At 52.0% G+C, this 25,738-nt stretch carries 27 protein-coding genes; 12 read left to right on the top strand and 15 right to left on the bottom strand.

The features are described from left to right. Positions 1-10 precede the first annotated feature (10 nt). Together pntB and O6D90_RS12055 are read left to right on the top strand one after the other, a co-directional pair. Complete coding sequence (gene pntB / locus O6D90_RS12060) at positions 11-1,399, top strand: Re/Si-specific NAD(P)(+) transhydrogenase subunit beta (RefSeq protein WP_016153031.1); 1,389 nt, start codon at positions 11-13, stop codon at positions 1,397-1,399. Positions 1,400-1,558: 159 nt separating this feature from the next. Next, positions 1,559-2,755, top strand: coding sequence for a multidrug effflux MFS transporter (locus O6D90_RS12055; RefSeq protein WP_016156457.1), 1,197 nt, complete (start codon positions 1,559-1,561; stop codon positions 2,753-2,755). A gap of 32 nt (positions 2,756-2,787) precedes the next feature. Here the strand turns inward: O6D90_RS12055 and O6D90_RS12050 are convergent, their stop codons facing one another. Next, positions 2,788-3,822, bottom strand: coding sequence for an AI-2E family transporter (locus tag O6D90_RS12050; protein ID WP_016156458.1), 1,035 nt, complete (start codon positions 3,820-3,822; stop codon positions 2,788-2,790). Positions 3,823-3,960: 138 nt separating this feature from the next. Here O6D90_RS12050 and O6D90_RS26365 point away from each other — a divergent pair, with 138 nt between their 5' ends. The 3 genes from O6D90_RS26365 (at position 3,961) to mdtI (ending at position 4,920) form a co-directional block, all read left to right on the top strand. After that, entirely contained in the window at positions 3,961-4,131 is a 171-nt protein-coding gene (locus tag O6D90_RS26365) for a hypothetical protein (protein WP_085951052.1), read from the top strand. Positions 4,132-4,238: 107 nt separating this feature from the next. Further along, the gene (mdtJ, locus tag O6D90_RS12045) at positions 4,239-4,604 is read left to right on the top strand and encodes a multidrug/spermidine efflux SMR transporter subunit MdtJ (RefSeq protein WP_161623250.1); all 366 of its coding nucleotides are present in this window, start codon (positions 4,239-4,241) and stop codon (positions 4,602-4,604) included. Further along, the gene (mdtI, locus tag O6D90_RS12040; RefSeq protein WP_016153035.1) at positions 4,591-4,920 is read left to right on the top strand and encodes a multidrug/spermidine efflux SMR transporter subunit MdtI; all 330 of its coding nucleotides are present in this window, start codon (positions 4,591-4,593) and stop codon (positions 4,918-4,920) included. The genes mdtJ and mdtI overlap by 14 nt, the downstream gene beginning before the upstream one ends. Before the next feature lie 34 nt (positions 4,921-4,954). Here mdtI and O6D90_RS12035 read toward each other — a convergent pair whose 3' ends face one another. The 5 genes from O6D90_RS12035 to msrP form a co-directional block, all read right to left on the bottom strand. After that, the gene (locus O6D90_RS12035) at positions 4,955-5,776 is read right to left on the bottom strand and encodes a trypsin-like serine peptidase (protein WP_016156459.1); all 822 of its coding nucleotides are present in this window, start codon (positions 5,774-5,776) and stop codon (positions 4,955-4,957) included. A 270-nt stretch (positions 5,777-6,046) separates the two neighbouring features. Next, entirely contained in the window at positions 6,047-6,442 is a 396-nt protein-coding gene (gene asr, locus O6D90_RS12030) for an acid resistance repetitive basic protein Asr (RefSeq protein WP_003028934.1), read from the bottom strand. A gap of 137 nt (positions 6,443-6,579) precedes the next feature. Continuing rightward, positions 6,580-8,067 carry a carboxypeptidase M32 gene (locus O6D90_RS12025; RefSeq protein WP_016156460.1) on the bottom strand — a complete coding sequence of 496 codons (1,488 nt, stop codon included), beginning with the start codon at positions 8,065-8,067 and terminating at the stop codon, positions 6,580-6,582. Positions 8,068-8,113: 46 nt separating this feature from the next. Next, positions 8,114-8,740 (bottom strand): protein-methionine-sulfoxide reductase heme-binding subunit MsrQ, encoded by a 627-nt coding sequence (gene msrQ, locus O6D90_RS12020; protein WP_016156461.1) that lies wholly within the window; start codon positions 8,738-8,740, stop codon positions 8,114-8,116. Next, on the bottom strand, positions 8,741-9,745 hold the full coding sequence (gene msrP / locus O6D90_RS12015; protein ID WP_016156462.1) for a protein-methionine-sulfoxide reductase catalytic subunit MsrP: 1,005 nt from the start codon (positions 9,743-9,745) through the stop codon (positions 8,741-8,743). A 189-nt stretch (positions 9,746-9,934) separates the two neighbouring features. On the opposite strand from msrP, the gene O6D90_RS12010 reads away from it, so the two are divergent. The 3 genes from O6D90_RS12010 to O6D90_RS12000 all read left to right on the top strand — a co-directional run bounded on the left by O6D90_RS12010 (position 9,935) and on the right by O6D90_RS12000 (position 12,983). Beyond that, positions 9,935-10,657, top strand: coding sequence for a response regulator transcription factor (locus tag O6D90_RS12010; RefSeq protein ID WP_016156463.1), 723 nt, complete (start codon positions 9,935-9,937; stop codon positions 10,655-10,657). After that, positions 10,654-12,144, top strand: a complete 1,491-nt coding sequence (locus tag O6D90_RS12005) for a sensor histidine kinase (protein ID WP_016156464.1) — start codon at positions 10,654-10,656, stop codon at positions 12,142-12,144. The genes O6D90_RS12010 and O6D90_RS12005 overlap by 4 nt, the downstream gene beginning before the upstream one ends. Positions 12,145-12,296: 152 nt before the next feature. Next, positions 12,297-12,983, top strand: coding sequence for a CPBP family intramembrane glutamic endopeptidase (locus O6D90_RS12000; protein ID WP_016156465.1), 687 nt, complete (start codon positions 12,297-12,299; stop codon positions 12,981-12,983). Positions 12,984-13,016: 33 nt separating this feature from the next. Here the strand turns inward: O6D90_RS12000 and O6D90_RS11995 are convergent, their stop codons facing one another. Further along, entirely contained in the window at positions 13,017-14,270 is a 1,254-nt protein-coding gene (locus O6D90_RS11995; RefSeq protein ID WP_016156466.1) for an MFS transporter, read from the bottom strand. A 107-nt stretch (positions 14,271-14,377) separates the two neighbouring features. Between O6D90_RS11995 and O6D90_RS11990 the strand changes: the two genes are divergently transcribed. The 3 genes from O6D90_RS11990 to bioD all read left to right on the top strand — a co-directional run bounded on the left by O6D90_RS11990 (position 14,378) and on the right by bioD (position 17,446). Then, on the top strand, positions 14,378-15,286 hold the full coding sequence (locus O6D90_RS11990; protein WP_016153044.1) for a LysR family transcriptional regulator: 909 nt from the start codon (positions 14,378-14,380) through the stop codon (positions 15,284-15,286). A 118-nt stretch (positions 15,287-15,404) separates the two neighbouring features. Then, positions 15,405-16,625 (top strand): sugar metabolism global transcriptional regulator Mlc, encoded by a 1,221-nt coding sequence (gene mlc / locus O6D90_RS11985; RefSeq protein ID WP_016153045.1) that lies wholly within the window; start codon positions 15,405-15,407, stop codon positions 16,623-16,625. Positions 16,626-16,750: 125 nt separating this feature from the next. Then, positions 16,751-17,446, top strand: coding sequence for a dethiobiotin synthase (gene bioD, locus O6D90_RS11980; protein WP_016153046.1), 696 nt, complete (start codon positions 16,751-16,753; stop codon positions 17,444-17,446). Here bioD and clcB read toward each other — a convergent pair. The 6 genes from clcB to O6D90_RS11950 form a co-directional block, all read right to left on the bottom strand. Next, entirely contained in the window at positions 17,402-18,691 is a 1,290-nt protein-coding gene (clcB, locus tag O6D90_RS11975) for a voltage-gated ClC-type chloride channel ClcB (protein WP_016156467.1), read from the bottom strand. The genes bioD and clcB overlap by 45 nt on opposite strands. A gap of 119 nt (positions 18,692-18,810) precedes the next feature. Further along, positions 18,811-19,425, bottom strand: a complete 615-nt coding sequence (gene dmsD, locus O6D90_RS11970) for a Tat proofreading chaperone DmsD (RefSeq protein ID WP_016156468.1) — start codon at positions 19,423-19,425, stop codon at positions 18,811-18,813. 42 nt (positions 19,426-19,467) lie between these two features. Beyond that, the gene (locus O6D90_RS11965; protein ID WP_016156469.1) at positions 19,468-20,322 is read right to left on the bottom strand and encodes a dimethyl sulfoxide reductase anchor subunit family protein; all 855 of its coding nucleotides are present in this window, start codon (positions 20,320-20,322) and stop codon (positions 19,468-19,470) included. Position 20,323: 1 nt separating this feature from the next. Beyond that, positions 20,324-20,941 carry a DMSO/selenate family reductase complex B subunit gene (locus tag O6D90_RS11960; RefSeq protein WP_016156470.1) on the bottom strand — a complete coding sequence of 206 codons (618 nt, stop codon included), beginning with the start codon at positions 20,939-20,941 and terminating at the stop codon, positions 20,324-20,326. A 10-nt stretch (positions 20,942-20,951) separates the two neighbouring features. Further along, complete coding sequence (gene ynfF, locus O6D90_RS11955; protein WP_032931223.1) at positions 20,952-23,378, bottom strand: selenate/tellurate reductase subunit YnfF; 2,427 nt, start codon at positions 23,376-23,378, stop codon at positions 20,952-20,954. Between the two features lie 148 nt (positions 23,379-23,526). After that, on the bottom strand, positions 23,527-23,835 hold the full coding sequence (locus tag O6D90_RS11950) for a DUF1161 domain-containing protein (RefSeq protein WP_088582958.1): 309 nt from the start codon (positions 23,833-23,835) through the stop codon (positions 23,527-23,529). Positions 23,836-23,937: 102 nt separating this feature from the next. On the opposite strand from O6D90_RS11950, the gene O6D90_RS11945 reads away from it, so the two are divergent. Further along, a complete protein-coding gene (locus O6D90_RS11945; protein WP_082201329.1) occupies positions 23,938-24,648 on the top strand; it encodes a YnfC family lipoprotein in 711 nt (236 codons plus the stop codon). Positions 24,649-24,655: 7 nt separating this feature from the next. Here O6D90_RS11945 and speG read toward each other — a convergent pair whose 3' ends face one another. Continuing rightward, positions 24,656-25,216: a spermidine N1-acetyltransferase gene (gene speG, locus O6D90_RS11940; RefSeq protein ID WP_006684613.1), complete on the bottom strand. Its 561-nt coding sequence runs from the start codon at positions 25,214-25,216 to the stop codon at positions 24,656-24,658. A gap of 35 nt (positions 25,217-25,251) precedes the next feature. Next, positions 25,252-25,593, bottom strand: coding sequence for a DUF1283 family protein (locus O6D90_RS11935; RefSeq protein ID WP_016153054.1), 342 nt, complete (start codon positions 25,591-25,593; stop codon positions 25,252-25,254). Positions 25,594-25,738 lie beyond the last annotated feature (145 nt).

Here is a 25,738-nt window from a genome sequence, read left to right as displayed (position 1 = left end):
GGGGTAACATATGTCTGGAGGATTAGTTACAGCTGCATACATTGTTGCCGCGATCCTGTTTATTTTCAGCCTGGCGGGGCTTTCGAAACACGAAACCTCTCAACAGGGTAACAACTACGGTATCGCCGGGATGGCGATTGCGCTGATTGCCACGATTTTTGGCCCGGAGACCGGCAACGTTGCGTGGATCCTGGTGGCGATGATCATCGGCGGCGCGATTGGTATTCGTCTGGCGAAGAAAGTCGAGATGACCGAGATGCCGGAGCTGGTGGCGATTCTGCACAGCTTCGTCGGTCTGGCGGCGGTACTGGTGGGTTTCAACAGCTACCTGTATCACGACACGGGCCTGGAACCGATTCTGGTGAACATTCACCTGACGGAAGTGTTCCTTGGTATCTTCATCGGTGCGGTGACCTTTACCGGTTCCGTGGTGGCGTTTGGCAAACTGCGCGGTAAGATCTCCTCTAAACCGCTGATGCTGCCGAATCGTCACAAAATGAACCTGGCGGCGCTGGTTGTTTCTTTCCTGCTGCTGGTGGTGTTTGTTCGTACCGAAAGCGTGGGCCTGCAGGTTCTGGCGCTGCTGGTGATGACCATTATTGCGTTAGCCTTTGGCTGGCATCTGGTGGCGTCCATCGGCGGTGCGGATATGCCGGTCGTCGTTTCAATGCTTAACTCCTATTCAGGATGGGCGGCGGCGGCGGCGGGCTTTATGCTCAGCAACGATCTGCTGATTGTTACCGGTGCGCTGGTTGGTTCTTCCGGTGCGATCCTGTCTTACATCATGTGTAAGGCGATGAACCGTTCGTTTATCAGCGTGATTGCCGGTGGCTTTGGTTCTGACGGTTCTTCTACGGGGTCTGATGAAGAAGTCGGTGAGCATCGTGAGATTAATGCGGAAGACACGGCAGAAATGCTGAAGAATTCGCACTCCGTGATAATCACCCCGGGCTATGGCATGGCCGTGGCACAGGCGCAATATCCGGTTGCTGAAATCACCGAGAAACTGCGCGCGCGCGGCATCAAGGTACGTTTCGGTATTCACCCGGTAGCAGGGCGCTTACCAGGTCATATGAACGTACTGCTGGCGGAAGCCAAAGTACCCTATGACATCGTGCTGGAAATGGATGAAATCAATGATGATTTCGCCGATACCGATACCGTGCTGGTGATTGGCGCCAACGATACGGTAAACCCGGCGGCGCAGGACGATCCGCGTAGCCCAATCGCCGGTATGCCGGTGCTGGAAGTATGGAAAGCGCAGAACGTTATCGTGTTCAAACGCTCTATGAACACCGGCTATGCTGGCGTGCAGAACCCGCTGTTCTTTAAAGAAAACACCCATATGCTGTTTGGCGATGCCAAAGCCAGCGTGGATGCGATCCTGAAAGCGCTGTAATCGTCAGCGCAAACCAAGACGGCCTCTGCGGAGGCCGTCTTTTTAATACTCCGCTATTCATGATTACCGCTCATAAACCCATACGGTTTTAACCGTCTAATCACCGTAAAACGCCGTGTATATACTGCTTCCTGACTTTTTAGAACATAACAGGGCGCTATGAGTACACGTAAACATGCCTCGTCGGCGGCTATAGCAAGCCAGACTGGTCTTACTTTTATTCTGATCCTCAGTGGCCTGATGGCCTTTGCCTCGCTTTCCACCGACATTTATCTTCCGGCAATGCCGACAATGGCAGAGGATTTGCATGGCAATGTAGAACTGACGATCACCGGTTTTTTGGTAGGTTTCGCCATTGCGCAATTGATTTGGGGGCCGATAAGCGATCATCTGGGACGGCGTAAACCGCTGTTAATTGGCATGGTGCTTTTTATCATCGGCTCCGCAGGATGTGCGATGTCCACGAGTATTACGCAAATTGTTTTCTGGCGAGTTTTTCAGGCGCTTGGAGCCTGTACCGGACCTATGCTGGCGCGGGCGATGATCCGCGATCTCTTTGCACGTACTCGCGCGGCGCAAATGCTTTCAACTCTGGTGCTGGTCATGGCGATTTCGCCAATAGCAGGACCGTTGATTGGCGGACAAATTATTCGCCTGAGCACCTGGCACTCTGTTTTTTGGCTGCTGGCGGTGATAGGAGCGCTGATGTTTATCTCCTTAAACTGGCTGCCGGAAACATTGCCGGAAGAGAAACGGGTGAAAGCTTCTTTAGCTGGCGCATTTCGTAATTATCGTTCGCTATTCGCCAATGGACGTTTTATGCGCTACACCCTGAGCCTGACGTGTTATTACGTTGCCGCGTATGCGTTTATTACCGGTTCGCCGTTTGTTTATATTAGCTATTATCATGTTGAACCACAGCATTACGGCTGGCTGTTTGCGCTCAATATTGTCGGAGTCATGGTCATGAGCGTAGTAAACCGTCGTCTGGTGCAACGGCATTCTCTGGAGCAACTGCTAAAGTATGCGACGATGCTGGCGGCGCTGGCTGCAGTGGCGCTTGCGGTGCTGGTTAAGCTGGAGTCAGGTGGCGTTGAAGCCATTATCATCACCGTTTTTCTGTTTTTCTCAATGAATGGCATTATTGCTGCTACTTCAACCGCTGCTGCGCTGGACGCAGTACCGAGCATCGCCGGTTCAGCCTCCGCGCTGATTGGCGCGTTACAATACGGTAGCGGCATTATCTCGTCATTGCTGCTGGCCGCCTTCAGCGACGGAACACCATGGACTATGGCCTGGATAATTGCGTTATTTACGTTGTGTAGCGCCGTTCTGGCGCTACGTGCTACGCGCTAAACGATAAAAATGCCCGCAATGGCGGGGCGAATTCACTCTTTATTGAGATCGCTCAGCAACACGGCAATGCTTTGACCGCCGTTGGTTTGCTCAAGCGCGATTTTCACGATGATGGTCAGCGGCACAGAAAGCAGCATCCCGACAGGCCCCAGTAACCAGCCCCAGAAGATTAATGACAGAAACACCACCAGCGTAGACAACCCAAGTCCACGCCCCATGATCCGTGGTTCGAGGATATTTCCGAACACCAGGTTAATGACCAGATAACCTGCCAAAACCACCAGGGCGTCATAAAGGCCGCTAAATACCAGCACCTGAGCAATAGGGGGAATGGCGGCCAGCACCGAACCGATATTAGGAATATAGTTGAGTGCAAAGGCCAGCAGTCCCCAGACAAAGGCGAAACGCACGTCGAGTGCGGCGAGCATGCCCCAGGCTACCAGCCCGGTCACAATGCTGATCGCCGTTTTGAGCACCAGATAGTGGGAAACGCTGTCGATGGCGCGTTGAATCGCCGCCATTCCCTCAATGGGACGACTCATCATTTGTTTGAGTTTGTTGGGTAACTGCGGTACTTCCAGCAGCATAAAAACCACCGTCAACAGCAGTAAAAATATCGATGACATGGCATTAGACAACTGCGCCAGTAAATTGGTCACCAGCGTCATTGCCGCGTTCGGGTCGATATATTTGACGAGTTCATCTACGGAAACGCCGATCCCTGCGCGCTGTAACCACGGCTCAAGGTTTTTGAGTGGGATAACCAGTGAAGAGCGATACTGCGGCAGCGTTCGCGCAAGCTCGTTTAAGGATGTACCTAAATACGCTAATAGCAACACCATTAGCATCACAATAATAACAATGAGCAATGATACCGCTATTACGCGCGGTATGCGAAGTTTGACCATCCGCTGCACCACGGGGTTAAGCACGACGGCAATAAATAACGCCAGAATAAATGGGACGATGATATCTGCGGCAACGCGGATGCCGCTCAGGATGATAACCAGCATGCCCAGCATAATGACTATTTTTAGGCCGTTAAGCGTGATGATCGGTTTCGCCATGTGTATTCCTGCATTTTTCATTTTTGAATCTGAATAATAATGTGATTTGCGTCGAGCCGTTATAACAAAAATCAAATGGGGCAGGTAAAGAAGTGAAAAGACTTTGAGTTCGCATTGAAGCTATGGTACAAATCATCTGTGTTTAACTACCGAGGACAATTATCATCCGCGATGATGAGAAGCAACACTGCGGATAATTGTAATATTATGGACAATATGTTCAGGATGTTTTTGCGTTTACCTTCACTTCTTCGTACCTCCTCCACTTTCTTGCTTGCGGGTGAGCAACACTGGCGCAACGCGCTTTAGTCCCTTCTTCTGCCTGAGCTGGCGCTGTGCGCTGAGCTAACTAATTTTATTTTTTGGTTTACTGCATGCAGTAGGCCCAAAGGACTATATTCTCAAGCAGGAGAAGCATTATGTTTTACTGGATATTATTAGGTCTGGCCATCGCGGCTGAAATTACTGGTACGCTGTCAATGAAATGGGCAAGTGTCGGCCATGGTAATTCGGGCTTTATTTTAATGCTGGTAATGATTGCCTTATCGTATATTTTTCTCAGTTTTGCCGTTAAAAAAATTGCCCTTGGTGTGGCCTATGCCTTATGGGAAGGTATCGGTATTTTATTTATTACGCTGTTCAGCGTGCTGTTATTTGACGAAACCTTGTCCACGATGAAGGTGGCTGGACTGGTCTCGCTGGTGTTAGGTATTGTGCTGATTAAATCCGGTACACGAAAACCGACAAAGGCGGGCAGAGAGGTGAGCCATGCAGCAGTTTGAGTGGGTTCACGGCGCATGGCTTGGCATAGCCATTGTGCTCGAAATCGTCGCTAACGTCTTTTTGAAATTTTCAGATGGGTTTCGCCGCAAGACTTATGGCGTGCTGTCGCTGGCAGCCGTGTTAGCGGCCTTTAGCGCGCTGTCCCAGGCGGTAAAAGGTATCGACCTTTCTGTTGCCTACGCCTTGTGGGGCGGCTTCGGGATTGCCGCGACGTTAGCGGCAGGTTGGGTATTGTTTGGTCAGCGCCTGAATCATAAAGGCTGGATCGGTTTGGCGCTGCTGCTTGCCGGAATGGTGATGATTAAACTTGCCTGATCTCAGTGCTGCCCGTTACTACGGGCAGCATAGGTTATTCGTTCGCCAACTCATCCAGCTTATCGCGAAAACCGGTCACGGATATGGCGCGATTATCGGCCCGCCAGCGATCTTTCGCCGCCGGAGCGGAGCTTTGTACACCAATCAACTGCCAGCCAGTATCTGTCTTCAACATCAATGGTGAACCGCTGTCGCCTGGGAGTGTGTCGCACTGGTGCGACAAAACGGTATTCTGCGCCCAACCGGTCACCACGCAATCCTGATGCGTGTACAAGTCATCGAGATGATCTTCCGGGTAACCCGACTGCGTAACTTTACGATCTGCGGTTTTCAGCGCCGCGGTTAATGCCGCTTTATCACCTTCAAATAATGGCAGCGGTGTGATGCCAGAAGGTGGGTAACGCAGCACCACCAGACCAAAATCCCACGGGGCCGCGGAAGGCGGCACAATCCAGCCATCGCCATCGGCTTTTAAACGTTTTCCGAGCGAGGGATCTACCCGTCCTTCAATGCCGTGGATCTCGTAGCGCCAGACACCCTTTTTCGACACGAAGCGTAATGCCACGGCTTTATCCGGCTTGCCTTTCGGGGGGGTGAGTAAGCAGTGTCCGGCAGTCAGTGCCAGTCGTGGTGAAATGAGCGTGGCAGTACACAGGTTACCGCTGGCGGTTTCCAGTTGCCCGATAGCGTCCCAAGGAGATTGCGTTGGGTCAGTCACTTTTATGCGATCGTCATGACCAAAAAACAGCGTTTTTACGTTTTCTGCTTCAGCGCTGGCCGTTGCAGGCTGGTCCGCATGCGCAACGACAGGAAGTAAACAAATTGAACCCAGTAACACAGCAATGGTTTTATGCATATCACACTCTGGTGGGGAATTATGATTTTTAACAGCAAACCCTCAGTTAATACTATAGACGGGACGGCGGGAAAGTGGGAGTAAAATCAGATAACTACACTCAGGAAAGATAAAAATGCATGGCAATGAGGGCGCAAATTATCAGGGTAATAAGAATGAACTCAAAGCGATAATGTGACACCATTTTACCCTCCAAAAGGCGGCGCTAAATCAGGTTGATTTAGCGCCGTATGCTATGGCGTGGGGGACGCCATAGTAACTACAAATGTGTTATGCAGCTGGCTGAGCAGCGGGTTTAGCGGTGTCGTGTTTTACGGCTTTTTTGGTGTGTTTTTTAGCTGCCTGAGCTTTCTGCTCTGGTGCTTTTTGTTCTGCAGCGGGTTTGGTCGCTGCTTTTTTGGTGTGTTTTTTAGCAGCCTGAGCTTTCTGCTCTGGCGCTTTCTGTTCTACAGCCGGTTTTGTGGTGGATTTTTTAGCGTGTTTCTTGGCAGCCTGCGCTTTCTGCGGCGCTGCTTTGTGCTGTTTTTTATGATGAGTGGTTTTTGCCGGAGCTGCTTTGGTGGTTGCAGCAGCAGCCGGAGCGGTGGTAGCAGTTGTTTCAGCAGCAAATGCAGCAGAAGACAGACCCATAGCAGCGGCAACAACCAGAGCTAATACTTTTTTCATTCTCATACCCTCGATTTGGTTTTTCATTCAACCCCACTGCGGGGCCGTTGAAATAACTATATCGCTGTAATCACAGGGCTTCCGTGAGTCATTGGTTTCGACGTGTAACGATATGTACAATGACTCACGGTATGAGATTACAAATAGCGGGCTTCCAGATGAGCGCGGAAATAACGGCTGCTGAGCGGCTCTCCGGTGGCCTGGGTAATAAGCTGTTCAGTGGTGAAACGGCTGCCATGCTGCCAAATATTCTGACGTAACCAGTCAAACAGGGCACCAAACTCACCTTGCGCAATAGACTGCTCTAAATCAGGCAATGCACGCTTAGCGGCACTGAATAACTGCGCCGCATACATGGCGCCTAAAGTATAGGAAGGGAAGTAGCCAAAGCCGCCATCGGTCCAGTGAATATCCTGCATACAACCATTACGATAGTTGCCGATGGTTGACAGCCCCAGCCAGGACTGCATTTTCTCATTCCACAATGCCGGGATATCATCCACTTCAATATCGCCATTAATGAGTGCGCGTTCGATTTCATAACGCAGGATAACGTGAGCAGGATAGCTCACCTCGTCGGCATCAACACGGATAAAACCGGGTTTAACCTGCTGGTTCCAGGCGATGAAATTGCTTTCTTCAAACGCAGCCTGATCGCCAAAGTGGCGCGTCACAGCAGGAATTAACCGCGTCAGAAATGCTTTACTGCGCCCCAGTTGCATCTCAAAGAACAGACTCTGGGACTCATGAATAGCGGTTGAGCGTGCCAGGGCGATAGGTTGCCCTGACCAACTGTGCGGCAGATTTTGCTCATAGCGGGCGTGACCGGTTTCATGGATCACGCCAAACAGCGCGCTAAGTAATTCGTTTTCATCATAGCGGGTGGTGATACGCACATCTTCAGGTACGCCACCACAGAAGGGGTGCGCACTGATATCCAGTCGACCAGCAGTAAAATCGAATCCCAACTGCGCCATCGTTTCAAGGCCCAACTCTCGCTGGATTGCGGTTGGGAAAGGCCCAACCGGGGCGATGAGCGACTGCTGAGACTGCTTTGCCACCACCTTGTTGAGCAGATCCGGTAACCAGCTCTTAACGTCTGCAAACAAGACATCCAATTGGGCACTGGTCATCCCTGGTTCGAATATGTCCAGTAGCGCGTCATACGGCGAACAGCCTGTGGCTTCGGCACGCAGCCGGGCTTCTTCACGACTGTGCTTCACGACCTCTTTCAGGTTTTCGGAAAATCCCTCCCAGTCATTGGCTGGTCGCTGGCTGCGCCAGGCATGCTCACAGCGGCTACCCGCGAGTGATTTCGCTTCTACCAACGATTCAGGTAGTAAGGATGCCTGATGATGCAGTCGCGACATTTCGCGCAGGTTGGCTTGCTCAACATCGTTAAGGTCTTCCTGTTGGGCTGCGGCGATCCACGTTGCCACCTTCGGGTCGGTTAACAACTGGTGCTCAAGCACGCTCAGCTCGGCCAGTGCTTCGCCGCGAGCTTTGCTGCCGCCAGATGGCATCATGGTAAACATGTCCCAACTGGCGATTGCCGAGAGGTGGGAGAAGCGAGAGAGCCGCTGGAACGTGCGGGTGAGCTGATGGTAATTATCATTGTTACTCATTTTTTGTTCTCGTTCTGTTTAGGTGTGGTGAGAAGTTTACCGTGATTCATTCACTTTTCATAAACACACCTTTGTACCCGACTTTGCGTAACAGCTTTTTATAGCGAAAAGCCAGTAGCACGAGAAAATAGAGGGCATAAATAATGGGGAGCGGTGATAACACTTTTACCGACCACAGATAATGCAGCGGAAGCAAAACGGCCGCCAGGTAGACGTAGTTGTGCAACGTTTGCCAGCGTTTGCCCATTTTACGTTGCGCGGCTTGCGTGGAGGTCAGCGTCAGCAGGAATAAGATTATCCAACCAGTCATGCCCAACGTTAACCATGGGCGTGAAACCAGTTCACGTCCCAATAATCCCAGATTTTGTATACCCAACTCCAGCAGCGCATAGCTGGTCATATGCAGCGTGGCCCATGCAAAACACCATAACCCTAATAATCGACGGGTGCGATACAACAACGGCTGCTTTGCGTAGCGGGCAAGCGGTGACACCAGCAGGGTAGCAAGCAGAAACTTCAGCGCGGTGATGCCCGTAAAGTGCTGGATATCTTTACCCGGGTCGGCCCCCAACTCACCACGCTGCGCGGCCCAGAAGAGCCATAGCAGGGGTAATAAACCGGCGAGATGCAGCAGTACTTTCAGGCCGGTTATCTGTTTTGCGGTTAACCTCACTTAAAAATACTCCCGTAGATCCATGCCCTGATATAAAGAAGCCACCTCATCGGCATAACCATTAAAAGGCAACGTGGGCTGTCGCTGCACATCGAGAATGCCACCCGAACCGATAAAACGCTCTGTGGCCTGAGACCAGCGGGGGTGATCGACTTGCGGATTTACGTTGGCGTAAAAACCGTATTCGTTAGGTGCCGACATATTCCAGGTCGTCGGCGGCTGTTCACGCGTCAGCTTAATACTGACTATCGATTTAATGCCCTTGAAGCCGTACTTCCAGGGTACGGTCAGGCGTATTGGCGCTCCGTTTTGCGGCGGCAACGCTTTGCCATACACGCCCACGGTCAGAAGGGTAAGCGGGTGCATGGCCTCATCCAGACGTAAACCTTCAACATAGGGATACTTCAACCCGCCACCAATGAAGCGATCTTTCTGGCCGGGCATTTCATCAGGCGCGTAGCGTGTTTCAAAGGCGACGTATTTGGCGTGGCTGGTGGGCTCAACCAGCGCCAATAATTTATGCAAAGGAAAGCCGACCCACGGTACAACCATCGACCACGCCTCAACGCAGCGCATCCGGTAAATACGCTCTTCTAATGGAAAACGAGTCGTCAGCGCATCATGATCCAACGTTAAAGGTTTGTTCACTTCACCGCTGATGGTTAACGTCCAGGGATCGGTTTTCAGGCTACCGGCATTCGCGGCAGGATCGGCTTTATCCAGACCAAATTCGTAGAAATTGTTGTAGCCCGTTACCTTGTCTTCCGGCGTCAAGGGCAGATTGTTTTGCCAGATCTCTGGTTTTGTGAACTCGAGCGGTTTGCCCGCTGGTGCAGACGGGCGATCGTTGCCTTTAAACCAATTCAACAGACCGGCCTGTGTCGGGGAAGAGAGCGAAGCCGCCGCCGCGCCTATCCCAAGAGCTTTGAGGATCTGTCGTCGTTGCATAAAAAAAACGGACTCGGCGGTAACATCAGCTTCCCGAAGTGGATGTTTTTTCTGCATAACTTTTCCTTTTTATTTTCATGTTAAGGAAAACAAATCGACGTTTCCCTGTTGATGCCTGACCTATCTATAACGACATACTGGACGCATGCGTATCCCTGATTCCTCACGAAAAGTTAAAAATTTTGTGATAACTTCCGCCCCTTGCCTGAGGTAAGCTTTCAGCATGACGAGAGGGGGATGACACTGATGGCAGGCGCGAAAAAGATATTTTTGGTGGAAGATGACAGCGATATCGCCACACTTTTGCAACTTAGCCTGAAGGATGAGGGGTACGAAATTATTCATGAGGCTGATGGGGCACGAGCGGTCGAGCTACTGGAGAAGCACGTCTGGGATGCCGTTATCCTCGATTTAATGCTGCCGGGGGTGGACGGTCTGGAAATTTGTCGTCGCATTCGGCAAATGAGTTTCTATCTACCTGTCATTATTATCAGCGCTCGCACCAGTGAAACTCACCGCGTACTGGGGCTGGAAATGGGCGCTGATGATTATTTAGCCAAACCTTTCTCGGTGCTGGAATTGATGGCCCGGGTGAAGGCGTTGTTTCGCCGTCAGGAGGCGATGAGTCAGAACCTGCGTATGGAGGCGGGGATTATCACCGTCCATGGTGTGGAGATTGATCCATTAGCCCGGGAAGTCCGCCTGCAGGGTAAATCCCTCGATTTAACGCCGCGTGAATTCGATCTGCTCTATTTTTTCGCCCGCCATCCCGGGGAGGTCTTTTCGCGTCAGGCGTTGTTAGACCAGGTGTGGGGCTACCAGCACGAAGGATATGAGCATACGGTGAACAGTCATATTAATCGCCTGCGCACCAAAATTGAAAAAGATGCTGCGGAGCCGGAAATTATTCTTACCGTTTGGGGACGAGGCTATAAGCTTGCTGCGGTTAACGCGGAGCATCAACCATGATTTATCGATTGTCGCTGAGCCAGCGTCTGACCCTGGTCTTTACCGCTATTATGTTGATTTGCGCGGTTGCGGTCAGCGTTGTCCAGATCCGCAGCAGTAAACAGTATGGCGACGCCATGGTGCAAAGGCTCTCGCTGGAATTGGCAAGCAAAATTGTCAAAAGTGAGTCGCTTATTGATGCCAGCGGGCAGGTTAATCGGCAGACCTTAAAAGGACTGTTCAATCACCTGATGACGCTCAACCCTAGCGTGGAGCTGTATCTGGTTTCACCGTCAGGCGAGATACTTGCTGATGCCGCTCCGCCTGGGCATATTCAGCGCCAGAACATTAGCGTACAGCCGATCCAGGTTTTCCTTAATTCGGACGAGCTGCCCGTTTATGGCAATGATCCGCGCAGCAGCCAGCAAAAGGTATTCAGCGCTGCGCCAGTTTTATTTAACGGCAAGCTGCATGGCTATTTGTACATTATTCTCCAGGGCGAAGATCTCAATATGCTGGCGAATACCGCCTGGCAAAAAACGCTTTGGAACACCGTGACCGGGACGTTAATACTGGTTTTATTAGCCGGTGCAATCGCGGGGTACCTGGTGTGGAGATGGGTGACGAATCCGGTGAAAAGGCTGACCGGTCAGGTGGTTAATCTGGAGCAGGACAGCATTAGCGTCATCAAACAGCTGGCGCAGAAAAAGCCCGATTTAGCTCCGGCGAATGAAATTGCGTTGCTGAACAATGCATTTATCGAGTTAGCACAGAAAATTGCCCACCAATGGGATTTATTAGCTGACAGCGATCGTCAGCGCAGAGAGTTTATCGCCAATATTTCGCACGATTTACGTACGCCGCTCACTTCACTGCTGGGGTATCTGGAAATGCTGTCGCTGAAAGCCGATACGATGACGCCGGAGGAAAACCGGCATTATCTAAGCATTGCACTGCGCCAGGGGCATAAGGTTCGCCATCTGTCACAACAGCTTTTTGAGCTGGCGAGACTTGAGCATGGCGGCATAAAACCACAGCGTGAACGTTTTGCTATTGGCGAGCTGATCCAGGATGTGGCACAGAAATTTGATCTACCCGTTGCCACGCGTCATTTGCAGTTGCACCTTGACGTAATTGGTCCGTTACCGCTGGTGAATGCCGATTTATCGATGATGGAAAGAATCGTCACGAATTTGCTGGATAACGCTATCCGTCATACGCCTGACGGGGGCGAAGTGTGGCTAAAAGTCTGGCGTGATGAAGACCGCTTGTTAGCAGAAGTGCAGGACAGCGGGCCTGGCGTCGAAGAGGCTGTTCGCGAAGTATTATTTCAGCGCCCGACGGCGTTACTACCCCGTGAGCAGCGGGCTGAGCGTGGTGGTCTGGGCTTACTGATCGTGCGCAGAATGCTCGAACTGCATGGGGGAGATATCCGCCTGATTAATTCAACGGCAGGGGCCTGTTTCCGTTTTTCGTTGCCGCTGGCGGATTCCCCACTGAGTAGCTGATGAGAATGTTCCGCTGAAAAGAGTCTGTAACGCTATACGCGTTGTAAACCGTGGGCATTGCGTAAAAGTTGGTAGGTTGCCAGTGATAATGAGAATTTTTATCATATATTGATAATTCATCAAGTTATCTTTGATAAGCGCAAGGAGATCGTATGTCACTGGATGCCGACAACCTGTATATCGTCAGGACCCAAGCGGTTGCTGGCTGTTTTACCATGTTTTTGCTGATGTTTGGCCTCACGTTTCTTCCGTTGTTTTTCCCCGCCAGCCAGGTTCTGCTTGCCAAAGGGCTACTTTTTCCGCTGCTGTTTGCGCTGGAATTTGTTGTGCTGGTCCCGCTGTATTACTTCTTCTTCAGAAAAAGAGAGGGGCTGGGAAAGGGAATTTTCAACGCCAGATGGTTTGCCATTTTGTTCGTGGCGCTGCTGTTTATTCAGCTTATCCTGCCATGGTTTCTGGGCCTCAGACAAACCGAAGCGTGGGTGACCAGCCAGATATCCCTAAACAGCTACGCGCTGTGGTTATCCACTCTGACCCTGATATTTATTGCGCCAGTGTATGAAGAGATTGTTTTCAGGGGCTGTTTATTCAATGCATTCCAGTATTGGTTCAATAATAAAACCTGGCTGTCGTCGGTGGTGGTATCGGTCATTTTTGCCATCATGCATACCCAGTATGTGGATCTGCGCACGTTGCTGATGCTGTTTCTTGTGTCGCAGGTTTTGATCATCGCCAGAATGAAAAGCAACGGCCTGCTGATGCCGGTTATGCTGCATATAGCGATGAACGGGACGGTTATAGCCCTGCAAATGGGGGCTCAGACGTTACAGCATGGTTGATGAAGGCGATGCCCGGAACCCGGGCATCGTGGATTATACGTGCAGACGATGGTGCAGACGTGCACCGACCAGCAACGCCAGCACCAGCATCAGGGCGATAAATCCGCCCACGCCGTTCCAGCCGTAGCTGTGCCAGAATACGCCACCCAGCGTACCGGCAATACTGGAACCCAGATAATAGCTGAACAGATACAGGGAAGATGCCTGGCCTTTAGCGCGTTTTGCCCGTGGTCCAATCCAACTGCTTGCCACAGAGTGCGCAGCAAAGAACCCGGCTGAAAAGAGCAGCATCCCGGCGAAGATCAGCCACAGCGACGTGAACAGGGTCATCAACAGTCCAATCAGCATCACGCCGGTTGAAAAGAGCATTACCGGACCACGTCCATAGCGGGTGGTCATCGACCCCGCTTTCGGTGAGCTCCAGGTCCCGGTCAGATAGGCCACGGACAACAGACCGACAACCGCCTGGCTGAGTTCCCACGGCGAGAGCATCAGACGGTAGCCGATGTAATTAAACAGCGTGACAAACGACCCCATCAGTAAAAAACCTTCCGCAAACAGCAGCGGCAACCCTTTGTCGCGCCAGTGCAAACGAAAGTTGATAAACAGCGTTTTCGGTCGCAGCGACGTTGGTCTGAAATGACGAGATTCCGGCAAGATTTTCCAGAACATCAGCGCGGAGGCGAGGGCAAAACAACCGATCGCCGCCAGCGCGATACGCCAGTTAAAAAAGTCGGTAAACACGCCGCTTATTAAACGGCCACTCATACCACCAATCGAGTTACCGCTGATATATAAGCCCATTGAGAAGGCGACGAAGCTGGGATGTATTTCCTCGCTCAGATAGGTCATTCCCACTGCCGCCACGCCGCTGAGCGAAAGACCTATCAGCGCACGCATGATTAAAATACCGTGCCAGCTGGTCATCATCGTCGAAAGCAACGTACAACAGGACGCGAGCAGTAGGGCGGTAACCATCACCGGCTTGCGGCCTATCGCATCGGAAAGTGGACCGGTAAACAGTAAACCGATCGCGAGCATCGCCGTTGAGATGGAAAGCGAAATACTGCTGCTGGCGGGAGAGACCCCAAACTCGTGCGAGAGCACTGGCAGTATGGGTTGCACGCAATAGAGGAGAGCAAATGTCGCCAGTCCGGCCGAAAACAGCGCCAGCGTGACGCGCATAAATGGGGATGTTCCGCGTTTGATAAAACTATCCGGCGGGGTAACTCTCTGTTCATCAACATTGCTTGTCGGCGCGGTATCGACAGTTGTTGTACGGCTCACTTGAAATCCTTGCTCAATCAATTACCTCTACATGACTAGCTTTAAGAGTATGAAAATCGCATTATTCTGTCTAATATATTAATAATCTCAAATGATATTTTAAAAATATGAATATCGAGCTGCGTCATTTACGTTACTTTGTAGCGGTTGCCGAAGAATTGCATTTTGGCCGGGCGGCGGCACGGCTGAATATTTCGCAACCGCCGCTGAGCCAGCAAATCCAGATCCTCGAGCAGCAGGTCGGCGCCCGACTTCTGGCGCGCACTAACCGCAGCGTGGCGCTGACCTCAGCCGGAAAGCAGTTTCTGGCAGACAGTCGGCAGATCCTGGGGCTGGTTAATGAGGCCGCTGCCAGGGCTGAGCGTCTGCATCTGGGTGAAGCGGGGGAATTGCGTATCGGCTTTACGTCATCGGCACCGTTTATCAAAGCGGTTTCAGATACGTTATCCCTCTTTCGCCAGAGCTACCCCGCTGTACATATGCAAACCCGTGAAATGAACACGCGCGAGCAAATTGCCCCGCTCAATGAAGGAACGCTGGATTTGGGACTTCTGCGCAACACGCAGCTTCCGGAAACGCTGGAGCGTGAAATCATTCTGCATGAGCCGCTGATGGCGATGATCCCGCGCGCGCATCCGCTGGCGCAAAAGCCGGTGGTCACATTGGCGGAGTTGGCCAATGAGCCATTTGTCTTTTTTGATCCGCATGTGGGGACGGGGTTGTATGACGATATTCTTGGCCTCATGCGTCGCTATGGACTGAAGCCGACTATCACTCAGGAGGTTGGCGAGGCGATGACTATCATCGGGCTGGTGGCCGCAGGATTAGGCGTTTCCATTCTTCCCGCTTCCTTTAAACGGGTGCAATTGTATGAAATGTGTTGGATCCCGATAGCGGAAGAAGATGCCGTTTCGGAAATGTGGCTAGTGTGGCCAAAACATCATGAGCAAAGTCACGCCGCGCAACGCTTTCGCGAGCAACTGTTGGCGGCCGTTCAGGCGATTAATTTAGTTTAAAAATGGGCGAAAATGTGCAGTAAATCACAAGGCTAAGTAAAAAGTTGACGGAAGCCATTGAAGTGCTTCACCATAGCCCGCAGATTATTTCGGAGCGCGAAAATAAAGGGAGTAAGTGGTGGTTGCTGATAGTCAGCCTGGGCATATCGATCAAATTAAGCAGACCAATGCGGGCGCGGTTTATCGCCTGATTGATCAGCTGGGTCCGGTATCGCGTATTGATCTCTCTCGCCTGGCACAATTGGCGCCTGCCAGTATTACTAAAATTGTCCGCGAAATGCTCGAAGCGCACCTGGTGCAAGAGTTGGAAATCAAGGAAGCGGGCAGCCGTGGACGTCCGGCCGTTGGGCTGGTTGTGGAAACGGAAGCCTGGCACTATTTATCCATTCGTATCAGTCGCGGCGAGATCTTTCTGGCGCTGCGCGATCTGAGCAGCAAACTGGTGGTTGAAGATTGTCTTGAAATGGCGCTGGTCAGTGAAACACCATTGCTGGAACGCGTTATTACCCAGGTCGATCAGTTTTTCATCCGCCACCAGCAAAAGCTGGAGCGCTTAACCTCCATCGCCATTACCTTACCCGGCATTATTGATACTGAAAACGGTATCGTTCATCGCATGCCATTCTACGACGATGTCAAAGAGATGCCGCTGGGTGAAGCGCTTGAAAATCATACCGGCGTGCCGGTCTATATTCAGCATGATATCAGCGCCTGGACTATGGCCGAGGCGCTTTTTGGCGCATCGCGCGGCGCACGCGACGTCATTCAGGTGGTGATCGATCATAACGTGGGGGCCGGAGTAATCACCGACGGTCATCTACTGCATGCCGGCAGCAGTAGCCTGGTGGAAATTGGTCATACCCAGGTGGACCCCTACGGCAAACGCTGCTATTGCGGCAACCATGGTTGCCTGGAAACGATCGCCAGCGTCGACAGCGTGCTCGAACTGGCACAGGTACGCTTGAAGCAGTCAATGAGTTCTTCTCTACACGGGCAACCGTTAACGGTAGACGCGCTGTGTCTGGCGGCGATGCAGGGGGATTTATTGGCGAAAGATATCATTAGCGGCGTCGGGACCCATGTCGGACGGATTCTGGCCATCATGGTGAATTTGTTCAACCCGCAAAAGATATTGATTGGTTCTCCGCTCAGTAAAGCGGCGGATATTTTGTTTCCCACTATTGCTGACAGCATTCGTCAGCAAGCGCTCCCGGCCTACAGTCAGCATATTGTCGTCGAAAGTACGCAGTTCACCAATCAAGGGACGATGGCAGGGGCGGCGCTCGTGAAGGACGCGATGTATAACGGTTCTTTGTTGATTCGTCTATTACAGGGTTAACATTTTTTAACTGTTGTACGAAAAATTGCGCTATCTCAAGCCGATTCTCGTCGTCATACCTTAGACTTTCTCCACTGTATTATTTTCCTGACTTATATTTTCAAAGCATAACGGTGGAGTTAGTGATGCTGAAGCGTTTCTTTATTACAGGTACAGACACTTCTGTTGGGAAGACCGTGGTTTCCCGCGCATTACTACAAGCGTTAGCGTCAGGGGGTAAAAGCGTTGCGGGCTACAAACCCGTGGCCAAAGGAAGCAAAGAGACACCTGAAGGTCTGCGCAACAAAGATGCGCTGGTGCTGCAAAGCGTGTCCACTATCGAATTGCCCTACGAGGCGGTCAACCCGATAGCGTTGAGTGAGGATGAAAGCAGCGTAGCGCATAGTGGTCCGGTCAATTACACCCTGTTATCCAACGGCCTCGCAAGCCTCAGCGAAAAAGTGGATCACGTTGTCGTTGAAGGCACCGGAGGCTGGCGGAGCCTGATGAACGATCTGCGTCCGTTATCTGAATGGGTGGTGCAGGAACAACTGCCGGTGCTGATGGTGGTGGGTATCCAGGAAGGCTGTATTAATCATGCCATCCTCACCGCACAGGCGATTGCCAGCGACGGACTGCCTTTGATTGGCTGGGTCGCGAACCGAATCAACCCGGGGCTAGCGCATTATGCGGAAATCATTGATGTGCTGGGCAAAAAATTACCCGCACCGCTGATCGGTGAACTGCCTTATCTGCCTCGCGCAGAGCAACGCGAGCTGTCTCAGTACATCCGTCTGTCAATGCTCGGCAGCGTGTTGTCGGTAGATAGAGTCCTGGCGTAACGTTCGCGACAGCACAGACGCCACCACACAGGCAATCAGCAATCCGGGGAGCAGACGATACTCCCCGGTCATTTCACAAACCATCAGTGTCGACATTATTGGCGCATGCGTGGTCGCTGCCAGCAGCGTGGCCATCCCTGTTAATCCCAGCAGAATGGCAATCTCATCCGGACCCGGAAGCCATAATCCCCACACTCGTCCCAGCAGCATACCCACCGAAAGACCGACAAACAGCGTTGGCGTAAACACACCGCCAGGCGCACCGGAACCACTGCTGGCAAGCACCGCCAGTAATTTGCAGATGAAGATCCCGCTCACCACGGCCAGTAGCGGTGGGGAGAGCAAATATGACTGCGCCACGCTGTAGCCATTACCCCAGACCGCAGGCGTGAGCAATGACAGCAGGCCAACGATCAGCCCGCCGAGCGCCAGTTGCCACGGGGGCGAGAGTTTTAAGCGCAAAAAAACATTATGGCTGGTGGTCATCAACCACATGAATAGCGGTCCGCAAACGCCGGCAGCCAGACCGGTGCTGATGATCATGACGTATTCCAGCGCATGCAGTTCCCGTGTGAAGTGTACGGCATACAGCAGCGCATTGCTGTCGCTCAGCATATTGGTGGTGAGCAAGGCGACGACGGCGGATACCACCACCGGTCCCAGTGACGCGAGGATCAACGTGCCAAACAACACTTCAGCAATAAATAGACTGCCCGCCAGTGGGGCATGATACGCTCCGGCCATACCCGCAGCGGCTCCGCAGGCAATCCATAACTTCCATTCTGTGCGCGGGGTGAAGCGTTGAGCAAAGCTGGAGGCTGCCAGCGCTGCCAGTAAAATCATGGCACCTTCGCGCCCGATGGCACTCCCGCTGGAGACGACCAGTAACGAGGCCAGCGATTTCACCAGGCTTGCACTGACGTCAAATTGTCCGTTAGTTTGCAAGGCTTCCATGTAATCAGTGGGAGCCTGCGGGCGTAACCGGTTGAACGTTTGCCATCCCCAAAGCAGCAAACCCGCCGCCAGCCCTCCTAACGCAGGTGTCAGCATGCGTCTTACAGGGGAAAGGTTTGTTGCCGCGTTGACCAGACTCCCTGTGTCATTGCTCAGGAACAACCATTCAAGAAGGAGCATGGCGTGGCGAAATCCTGCGACGGCCAACGCAGCAAGGATACCAATCACCGCAGCAATCAGCAGGCGGCGGAACATGGCGCGCAGGTCAGGATAAGCATGTAAATGATGCATGAGTGGCCAGACAGGAAATTTCAGACGCTTTATTTTGCGGCTATTTGGCAACAGAAGCAAAAGCTCAGCGTGCGCAACAGGATGCTACACAGGCAGGACACATCCTGCCTGTGGTGAAACTAACGAAAAAGTGGCTTATCGGCTATCGGGATCAGTAACTGCGACTGCCATTGCGCCAGCGTCAGACGGGCCAGCTCCCCCAGCGCCTGGTAAAACGGGTGATCAGCTTTTTCGATAAACACATCAAGGAAGCGGGATGACCACGGGAACAGATGCCAGGCCAGCAGCTGTTCGCACTCGATGTGGCGTTCATTTTCAGCAAGCCAGGCCGTCAGCAACAGCAGTGAACCAAAGTGATCTTCTGGCTCATTTTGCTGCATGGCAAACTGGATGCCGTTGTCCCGCATCCACTGACGAAGTGCCAGCGTAGAGTCGCCAAACAACACGTTTTCGCGATCCAGCCAGACAGATCCCCAGGGCGGAGAGGGTAGCGCATATGGACCGACAAACAGGCGTTGCCAGGCCTGCGGGAGAGGCTCATCGACCTCGGCTTGTAGCCGTGCTGCCAGCGGGAAAAGCATTGCCTGATCGAGCGGCCACTGCGCCTGCCAGCCATCGGCTCTTAACGCGCTGACTAATGCAGAGGCTTCCGCGCTATCTGGCGCATAGTAAAACAGTGCGCCGAGTACGCGCGCCGCGGTAGAAAAGTTGTCACCTTGCGAAAAATGGGTCATGCAAACAATCCTGAACAGTGCGGGTTGCCCCGCACCCGAAAGTTAACCTGCAACAGCCATTCCGACTGTCATATGTAAACCGTAAAACAATCCGCGGCCAATGATTTCACCGGCGAGGACTAACACTAAGCCCAGCGCCAGGCCGCCGACGGATGGTGCTTTACGACGGATCAGCGGGCATATCCAGCAGCCCAGACCGGCGGCCAGCAGAATGATGCGCCAGACCTGCAAGCTTCCGTAGTCGGGAACCAGCGCGCTGGCGGATTGTACCGAACTGTGGATCCCGCCGAGTGACAGTCCCTGCAGAACAATAACCGCCACGATCACCAGTAGGGCCAAAACGCTCACGTAGGCGAATCTGGCGGTGCCAGAGGAAACACCCGCAGCACGCAGTAGCAGGGCGGCAAACAGCGGTCCGCTCAGCAACATCGTCATAAAAAATGCCACCGTAGTGTAGCCGTTATACCAGGTCGGGACAGTGTCTATCTGGTAGACGCTGGTCATCGCCAGCACAAATACCAGACCCAGCAGCATGCCCACCAGCAGCCAGATTTTACCTAACACTGCGGGCATTTTACCGAGAAACGCCACCAGCCACCACAGGCCACCGACGGCGAAAAACAGTGAACCACTGGCGATTTCGTTACTCAGCGCAGATGCGCCAACTCTGTTCAGCGAGTTAAAGGCGCGCAGTGGCGAACCCAGGTGCATTACCGAGGCGAGAAAGGCGATGCCCATCACCAGCCACAGAAAAAACATGCTGCGCACGATACGTTGTTTTGCCACCTCGTCTTTAGCGGTCAGCCAGCCATAACCACTCACTATCAGCGCTCCGGCCACGCACTGGCCCAGCACCGTAAACAGGACCAGCGGCCATTCATGCCATCCATTGCCCATGTTACACCTCCTGCGGATTCGCCAGATAACCCGTGGTATCCCCGGTCGGGCGGCTATTGGCGTTGGGTTTGATCACAATGTTCGGTTTGGTGAAGTGCGTACCTGGCAGCGGAGCGACCGCCGCCAGTTCACCGTGCTTTTTGCGCAGCTCATCAATTGGACCAAAGTCCAGCGCGCGCAGCGGACAGGACTCGACGCAGATGGGCTTTTTGCCGTCGGCCACGCGGTCATGACAGCCATCGCACTTGGTCATATGACCTTTGGCGGCATTGTACTGCGGTGCGCCGTAAGGGCAGGCCATGTGGCAGTAGCGACAGCCTATGCATACGTCTTCATCCACCACCACAAAACCATCTTCACGCTTATGCATAGCGCCGCTGGGGCAAACCTTGGTGCAGGCCGGATCTTCGCAGTGGTTACAGGCAATGGAGAGGTAGTAGGCGAAGACATTCTGTTGCCAGACGCCGTTATCTTCCAGCCAGTCGCCTCCAGCGTATTCGTAAATACGCCGGAAACTGACGTCGGGAGTGAGATCCTTGTAATCTTTGCAGGCCAGCTCGCAGGTTTTACACCCCGTGCAACGGCTGGAATCAATAAAAAATCCATACTGAGTTGTCATGGGTTAGTCCTTATGCCTTTTCAACCTGAACGAGATTACTGTGGGATGGATTCCCCTTCGCTAATGGAGAAGGTCGATGCGACGTAAGAATATTTATGGAACCACCATGATCGATCTGGTCGCCGAACATATCGGCATTGAGCCAGGCTCCTTGTCCGATGGCAGTGACGCCGGGCAAAATACGCGGTGTGACTTTCGCGCTGATCAGCATCTGGCCGATATTATTAAACACCCTAACTGTGTCGCCATTACGGATGCCGCGCGTCCTGGCATCGACGGGGTTTATCCAGATCTCCTGCGGGCAAACCTGCTGTAAAACATCGATATTGCCGTAGCTGGAGTGGGTTCTCGCCTTATAGTGGAAACCCGTGAGCTGCAATGGATACGTTTTGCGCTTAGGATCGTCCCAACCGTCAAAGCCTGGTGCATAAGCTGGAAGAGGATGAACAATCTCATCGTCTTTGAGTTCCCATGTTTCTGCAATGGTTGCTAGCCGTTCAGAGTAAATCTCAATTTTCCCTGATGGCGTTTTCAATGGGTTAGCCCCAGGATCTTCTCTGAAAGAACGGAAAGCAACATAGTGTTCTTCGGGGCATTTTTTCTTGAAAATACCTGTCGTTTTCATTTCGTCGTAATCCGGCATTTCCGGGTTACGCTCTTTGGTCTTGGCATGCAGGTATTTCACCCATTCATGCTGCGTACGACCCTCGGTGAATTTTTGATATACATCCGGACCTAGACGTTTGGCGACTTCACTTAACATCCAGTAAATGGGTTTACGTTCAAATTTTGGCGATGTCGCAGGTTGACCAAGGATGACATAGCCCATGTTCCCGGCAGACTCGTGTGAGATGAGATCTTCTTGTTCAGTTGGCATCAGGTCAGGTAGCAGAATGTCGCAGTATTTTGCGGAGGCAGTCATAAAATGCTCAATACCGACGATCATTTCGCACTTGCTGTCATCCTGTAAGACATCATGGGTATGCGCGATATTGCCATGCTGGTTGATGAGCGTATTGCTGGCATAACACCAGATAAACTTGATAGGCACGTCCAGCTTATCTTTACCGCGAACACCGTCCTTGGTCGCGGTCATCTCTGCACCATGATCAATAGCATCCGTCCAGGTAAAGACTGATATCTGCGTTTTAACCGGGTTTTCTAGCATGGAGAACCATTCCACGCCCAGATCCCAGGTCCCTTCGCGCATCCCTGAGTTACCACCGTTTATCCCCACATTGCCGGTTAAAACGGAGAGCATCGCAATCGCGCGAGCGGTTTGTTCACCGTTGGAGTGACGCTGCGGTCCCCAACCCTGGCAGATATAAGCGGGTTTCGCTGCGCCGATTTCACGCGCTAACTGGATAATTTTCTCAGCCGGAATGCTGGTAATGTGGGAAGCCCAGTCCGGTGTTTTGGCTATCCCGTCTGGTCCATCGCCTAAAATATAGGCTTTATAGTGTGCATTCCGCGGTGCACTGGCGGGAAGAGTGGTTTCATCGAAGCCGACACAGTATTTATCAAGAAAAGGTTTATCAATCAGATCTTCGGTGATCAGTACCCAGGCGATCGCCGCAGCCAATGCAGCGTCAGTTCCTGGTCGGATAGGCAGCCATTCATCCTCACGACCAGCGGCAGTATCGTTATATCGAGGATCGATAACGATCATTCGTGCGTTAGAACGTTCGCGGGCTTGCTCAACATACCAGGTTACACCGCCGCCGCTCATACGGGTTTCGGCAGGGTTATTGCCAAACATGACGACCAGTTTTGTATTGGCGATGTCGTCAGGACTGTTGCCGTCGTTAGCACCAAACATATAACCCATTGCGGCGCTGATTTGCGCGGTACTATAACTACCGTAGCGGCTCAAATAGCCGCCGCAAGAATTCATCAGGCGGTAGGGGACGTTGGAGTTAGTAATATTCCCACCATCTACACCTGTACCGTACAGCACGTGAACCGCTTCGTTACCGTAATCCTGCAGGATCCGCTTCAAATTACCACTAATGGTGTCCAGTGCTTCATCCCAGGTGATCCTTTCAAATTTTCCTTCTCCACGCTTGCCTACACGTTTCATTGGATATTTTAGGCGGTCAGGGTGATTCATACGGCGACGGATCGATCGGCCACGCAAGCAGGCACGTACCTGATGATTACCGTAGGTATCATCGCCCGTTGTGTCCGACTCTACCCAATAGACGGAGTCATCCTTAACGTGCAGACGTAAAAGACAACGACTACCACAGTTAACGGTACAAGAACTCCAGACAACCTTCTCTTCAACGGGTTGTATCGCCTGCTGTACCGCTGCGGCGGCAGTGCGCATTCCGAAAGGTAACGACAGCCCACCCGCGGCAAGCGCCAGCGAACCGATTGCCGAGGATTTCACTAACGTCCTGCGGCTAATGCCTCCATATTGCTCAGTTTTTGACATTACTCACCCCATTATAGTTATCGCTATATATTAATTTCTATAACGAAATTAATAGCATGCTAATAATGGTTTGAGTTTACCCACTTATGGGTATGTCATCTTAATGCATATCAAACTGGAGTGACCCTCCGCGCACGGAGGGCGTGATTTATTGCGGTTCGGCGACGTGCCCGTCCTGGGCAGGGGTGCTATTGGCAGGGGCGTTGCCACTGTTGGTTCGGGTATAGAGAATTTTGTGCGTATCGTTTGCACAATGTCCCACGACCAGTGAATCAGGCTGATCGGCCTGATCATTGGGGACAATGTTCAGCGTAAAGCTGGATTCAGCAACGCCATTATTAATGATGCGCTGTTCGATATCACTTTTCACACGTTCACATGACGCCGGTGTCGCCAAGACCTGCGGGGACGCGACGGCCAGTAAGAGCGCGGCAATTCCTGTTATGTATTTCATCATCAGCTCCTTTATGATCGACCTGGACTAAGATTAGCATTTCTGGTGTAAATAACTGTATTTGCTAATATGATTGAGAATTATCTTCTTATCCCGGTGAAAAATGTGAAGAAAAAGATCTTATTAGGTTTCCTGTGCGTCGTGCTGGTCGGGTGTGATAACGCCAAAGGCCTGGATTCCTTTACGCCGGAAATGGCCAGTTTTTCCAATGAATTTGATTTCGATCCGCTGCGCGGGCCAGTAAAAGATTTCAGCCAGACGCTGCTTAATGACAAAGGTGAAGTCACCAAGCGCGTTGTCGGTACGCTCTCACAGGAAGGGTGCTTCGATACGCTTGAATTGCATGATATCGAAAGCAATACCGGCATGGCGCTGGTCCTGGATGCTAACTATTACCGGGACGCCAAAACGCTGGAAAAACGGATCCGCTTACAGGGTAAATGTCAGTTAGCAGAACTGCCTGCGGCGGGCGTGGTATGGGATACCGACGATAACGGTTTTGTCGTTTCCGCCACGGGAAAAGAGATGAAGGTGCAATATCGCTATGATGCGGAAGGCTACCCGCTGGGTAAAACCACCGTCAATAAGGACAATACCTTGCAGGTTGATGCCAAACCGTCGGTTGACCCGTTGAAGAAGCTGGATTACACCGCGGTAAGCCTGCTTAATAACCATCCGTTAGGTAATGTAAAACAAACGTGCAAGTATGATGACTATGCTAATCCGGTCAACTGCCAGCTTGTAATCGTTGACGAGAGCGTGAAGCCGGCAGTTGAACACCATTACTCGATTGAAAACACCATCGATTACTATTAGTCAGTCTTTACTGAGCGGTAGGTTGCAGCAGGTTAGGACCTGACGTTTTATGTTCTGCCAGATACTGCTGCTGGAAGATACACATGCGGATAGTGTTGCGGTATTGACCGTTGATAAAGAATTCATGAATCAGCTCGCCTTCGACCATAAAGCCGAGTTTACGGTAGATGTGGATGGCTTTTTCGTTCTCTTTATCAACGATCAGATACAGCTTATATAAGTTAAGTACGGTAAAGCCGTAATCCATCGCCAGCTTAGCAGCCCGGGAAGCCAAACCTTTGCCCTGATATTCCGGCGAAATAATGATCTGGAATTCTGCCCGGCGGTGCACATGGTTAATTTCAACCAGCTCCACCAGTCCGGCTTTTTCACCGTCGCATTCCACAACAAAGCGACGTTCACTTTGGTCGTGGATATGCTTGTCATACAGATCTGACAGCTCAACAAATGCTTCGTAAGGTTCTTCAAACCAGTAACGCATTACGCTGGCGTTGTTATCAAGCTGATGGACAAATCGTAAATCTTCACGCTCCAGCGGGCGCAACTTAACACTGAGGGCGCTAGTCATATCGTATCCTTTCAATATCTTTCAAAGTGCAATCATTATGGGGCAACGGTGCGGCCAGTGCGGCGGTCGAGGCAGCGCAGGGTGTTGGGCTCCCAGTACGCATTAATATTAGCGCTCTGTTCGCATTTATCACGGCTATCGAAAGCTGCGTCGGTTTTGTCCCACTCTTTCTCTGCACGCTTGTTGACCTTCTGGCGTAACTGACGCGTATCGTTCCATTGTTCCTTTTCCATTGCTGCCTGTTGACGACTTTGCGCACTGTCCCCGGATTCAATGATCAGTTTACTGGTTTCAGCAAATGCGGAAGAGGTGTACACAGCCGCAGCCAGCGTCAGCATAGCCGTCAGGCACAGGCGTTTGGTCAGTGTAATATTCATGGTGAATTCCTTTTATGGGAAAGGGAAAAAACAATAAAACAGGGCTAAATTCTACACTATTCTGGCTTGCGGGCATACCCACTCAGCGGAGATGGATACGCTAACGACATTCTGTCGTATCATGGTTAAACCAAAGGTAACTGAA

Source organism: Citrobacter sp. 21OH12SH02A-Citro, from assembly GCF_027919895.1.
In the GTDB taxonomy this organism is placed as follows: domain Bacteria; phylum Pseudomonadota; class Gammaproteobacteria; order Enterobacterales; family Enterobacteriaceae; genus Citrobacter; species Citrobacter braakii.
This window is presented reverse-complemented; position numbering and strand designations above follow the sequence as displayed.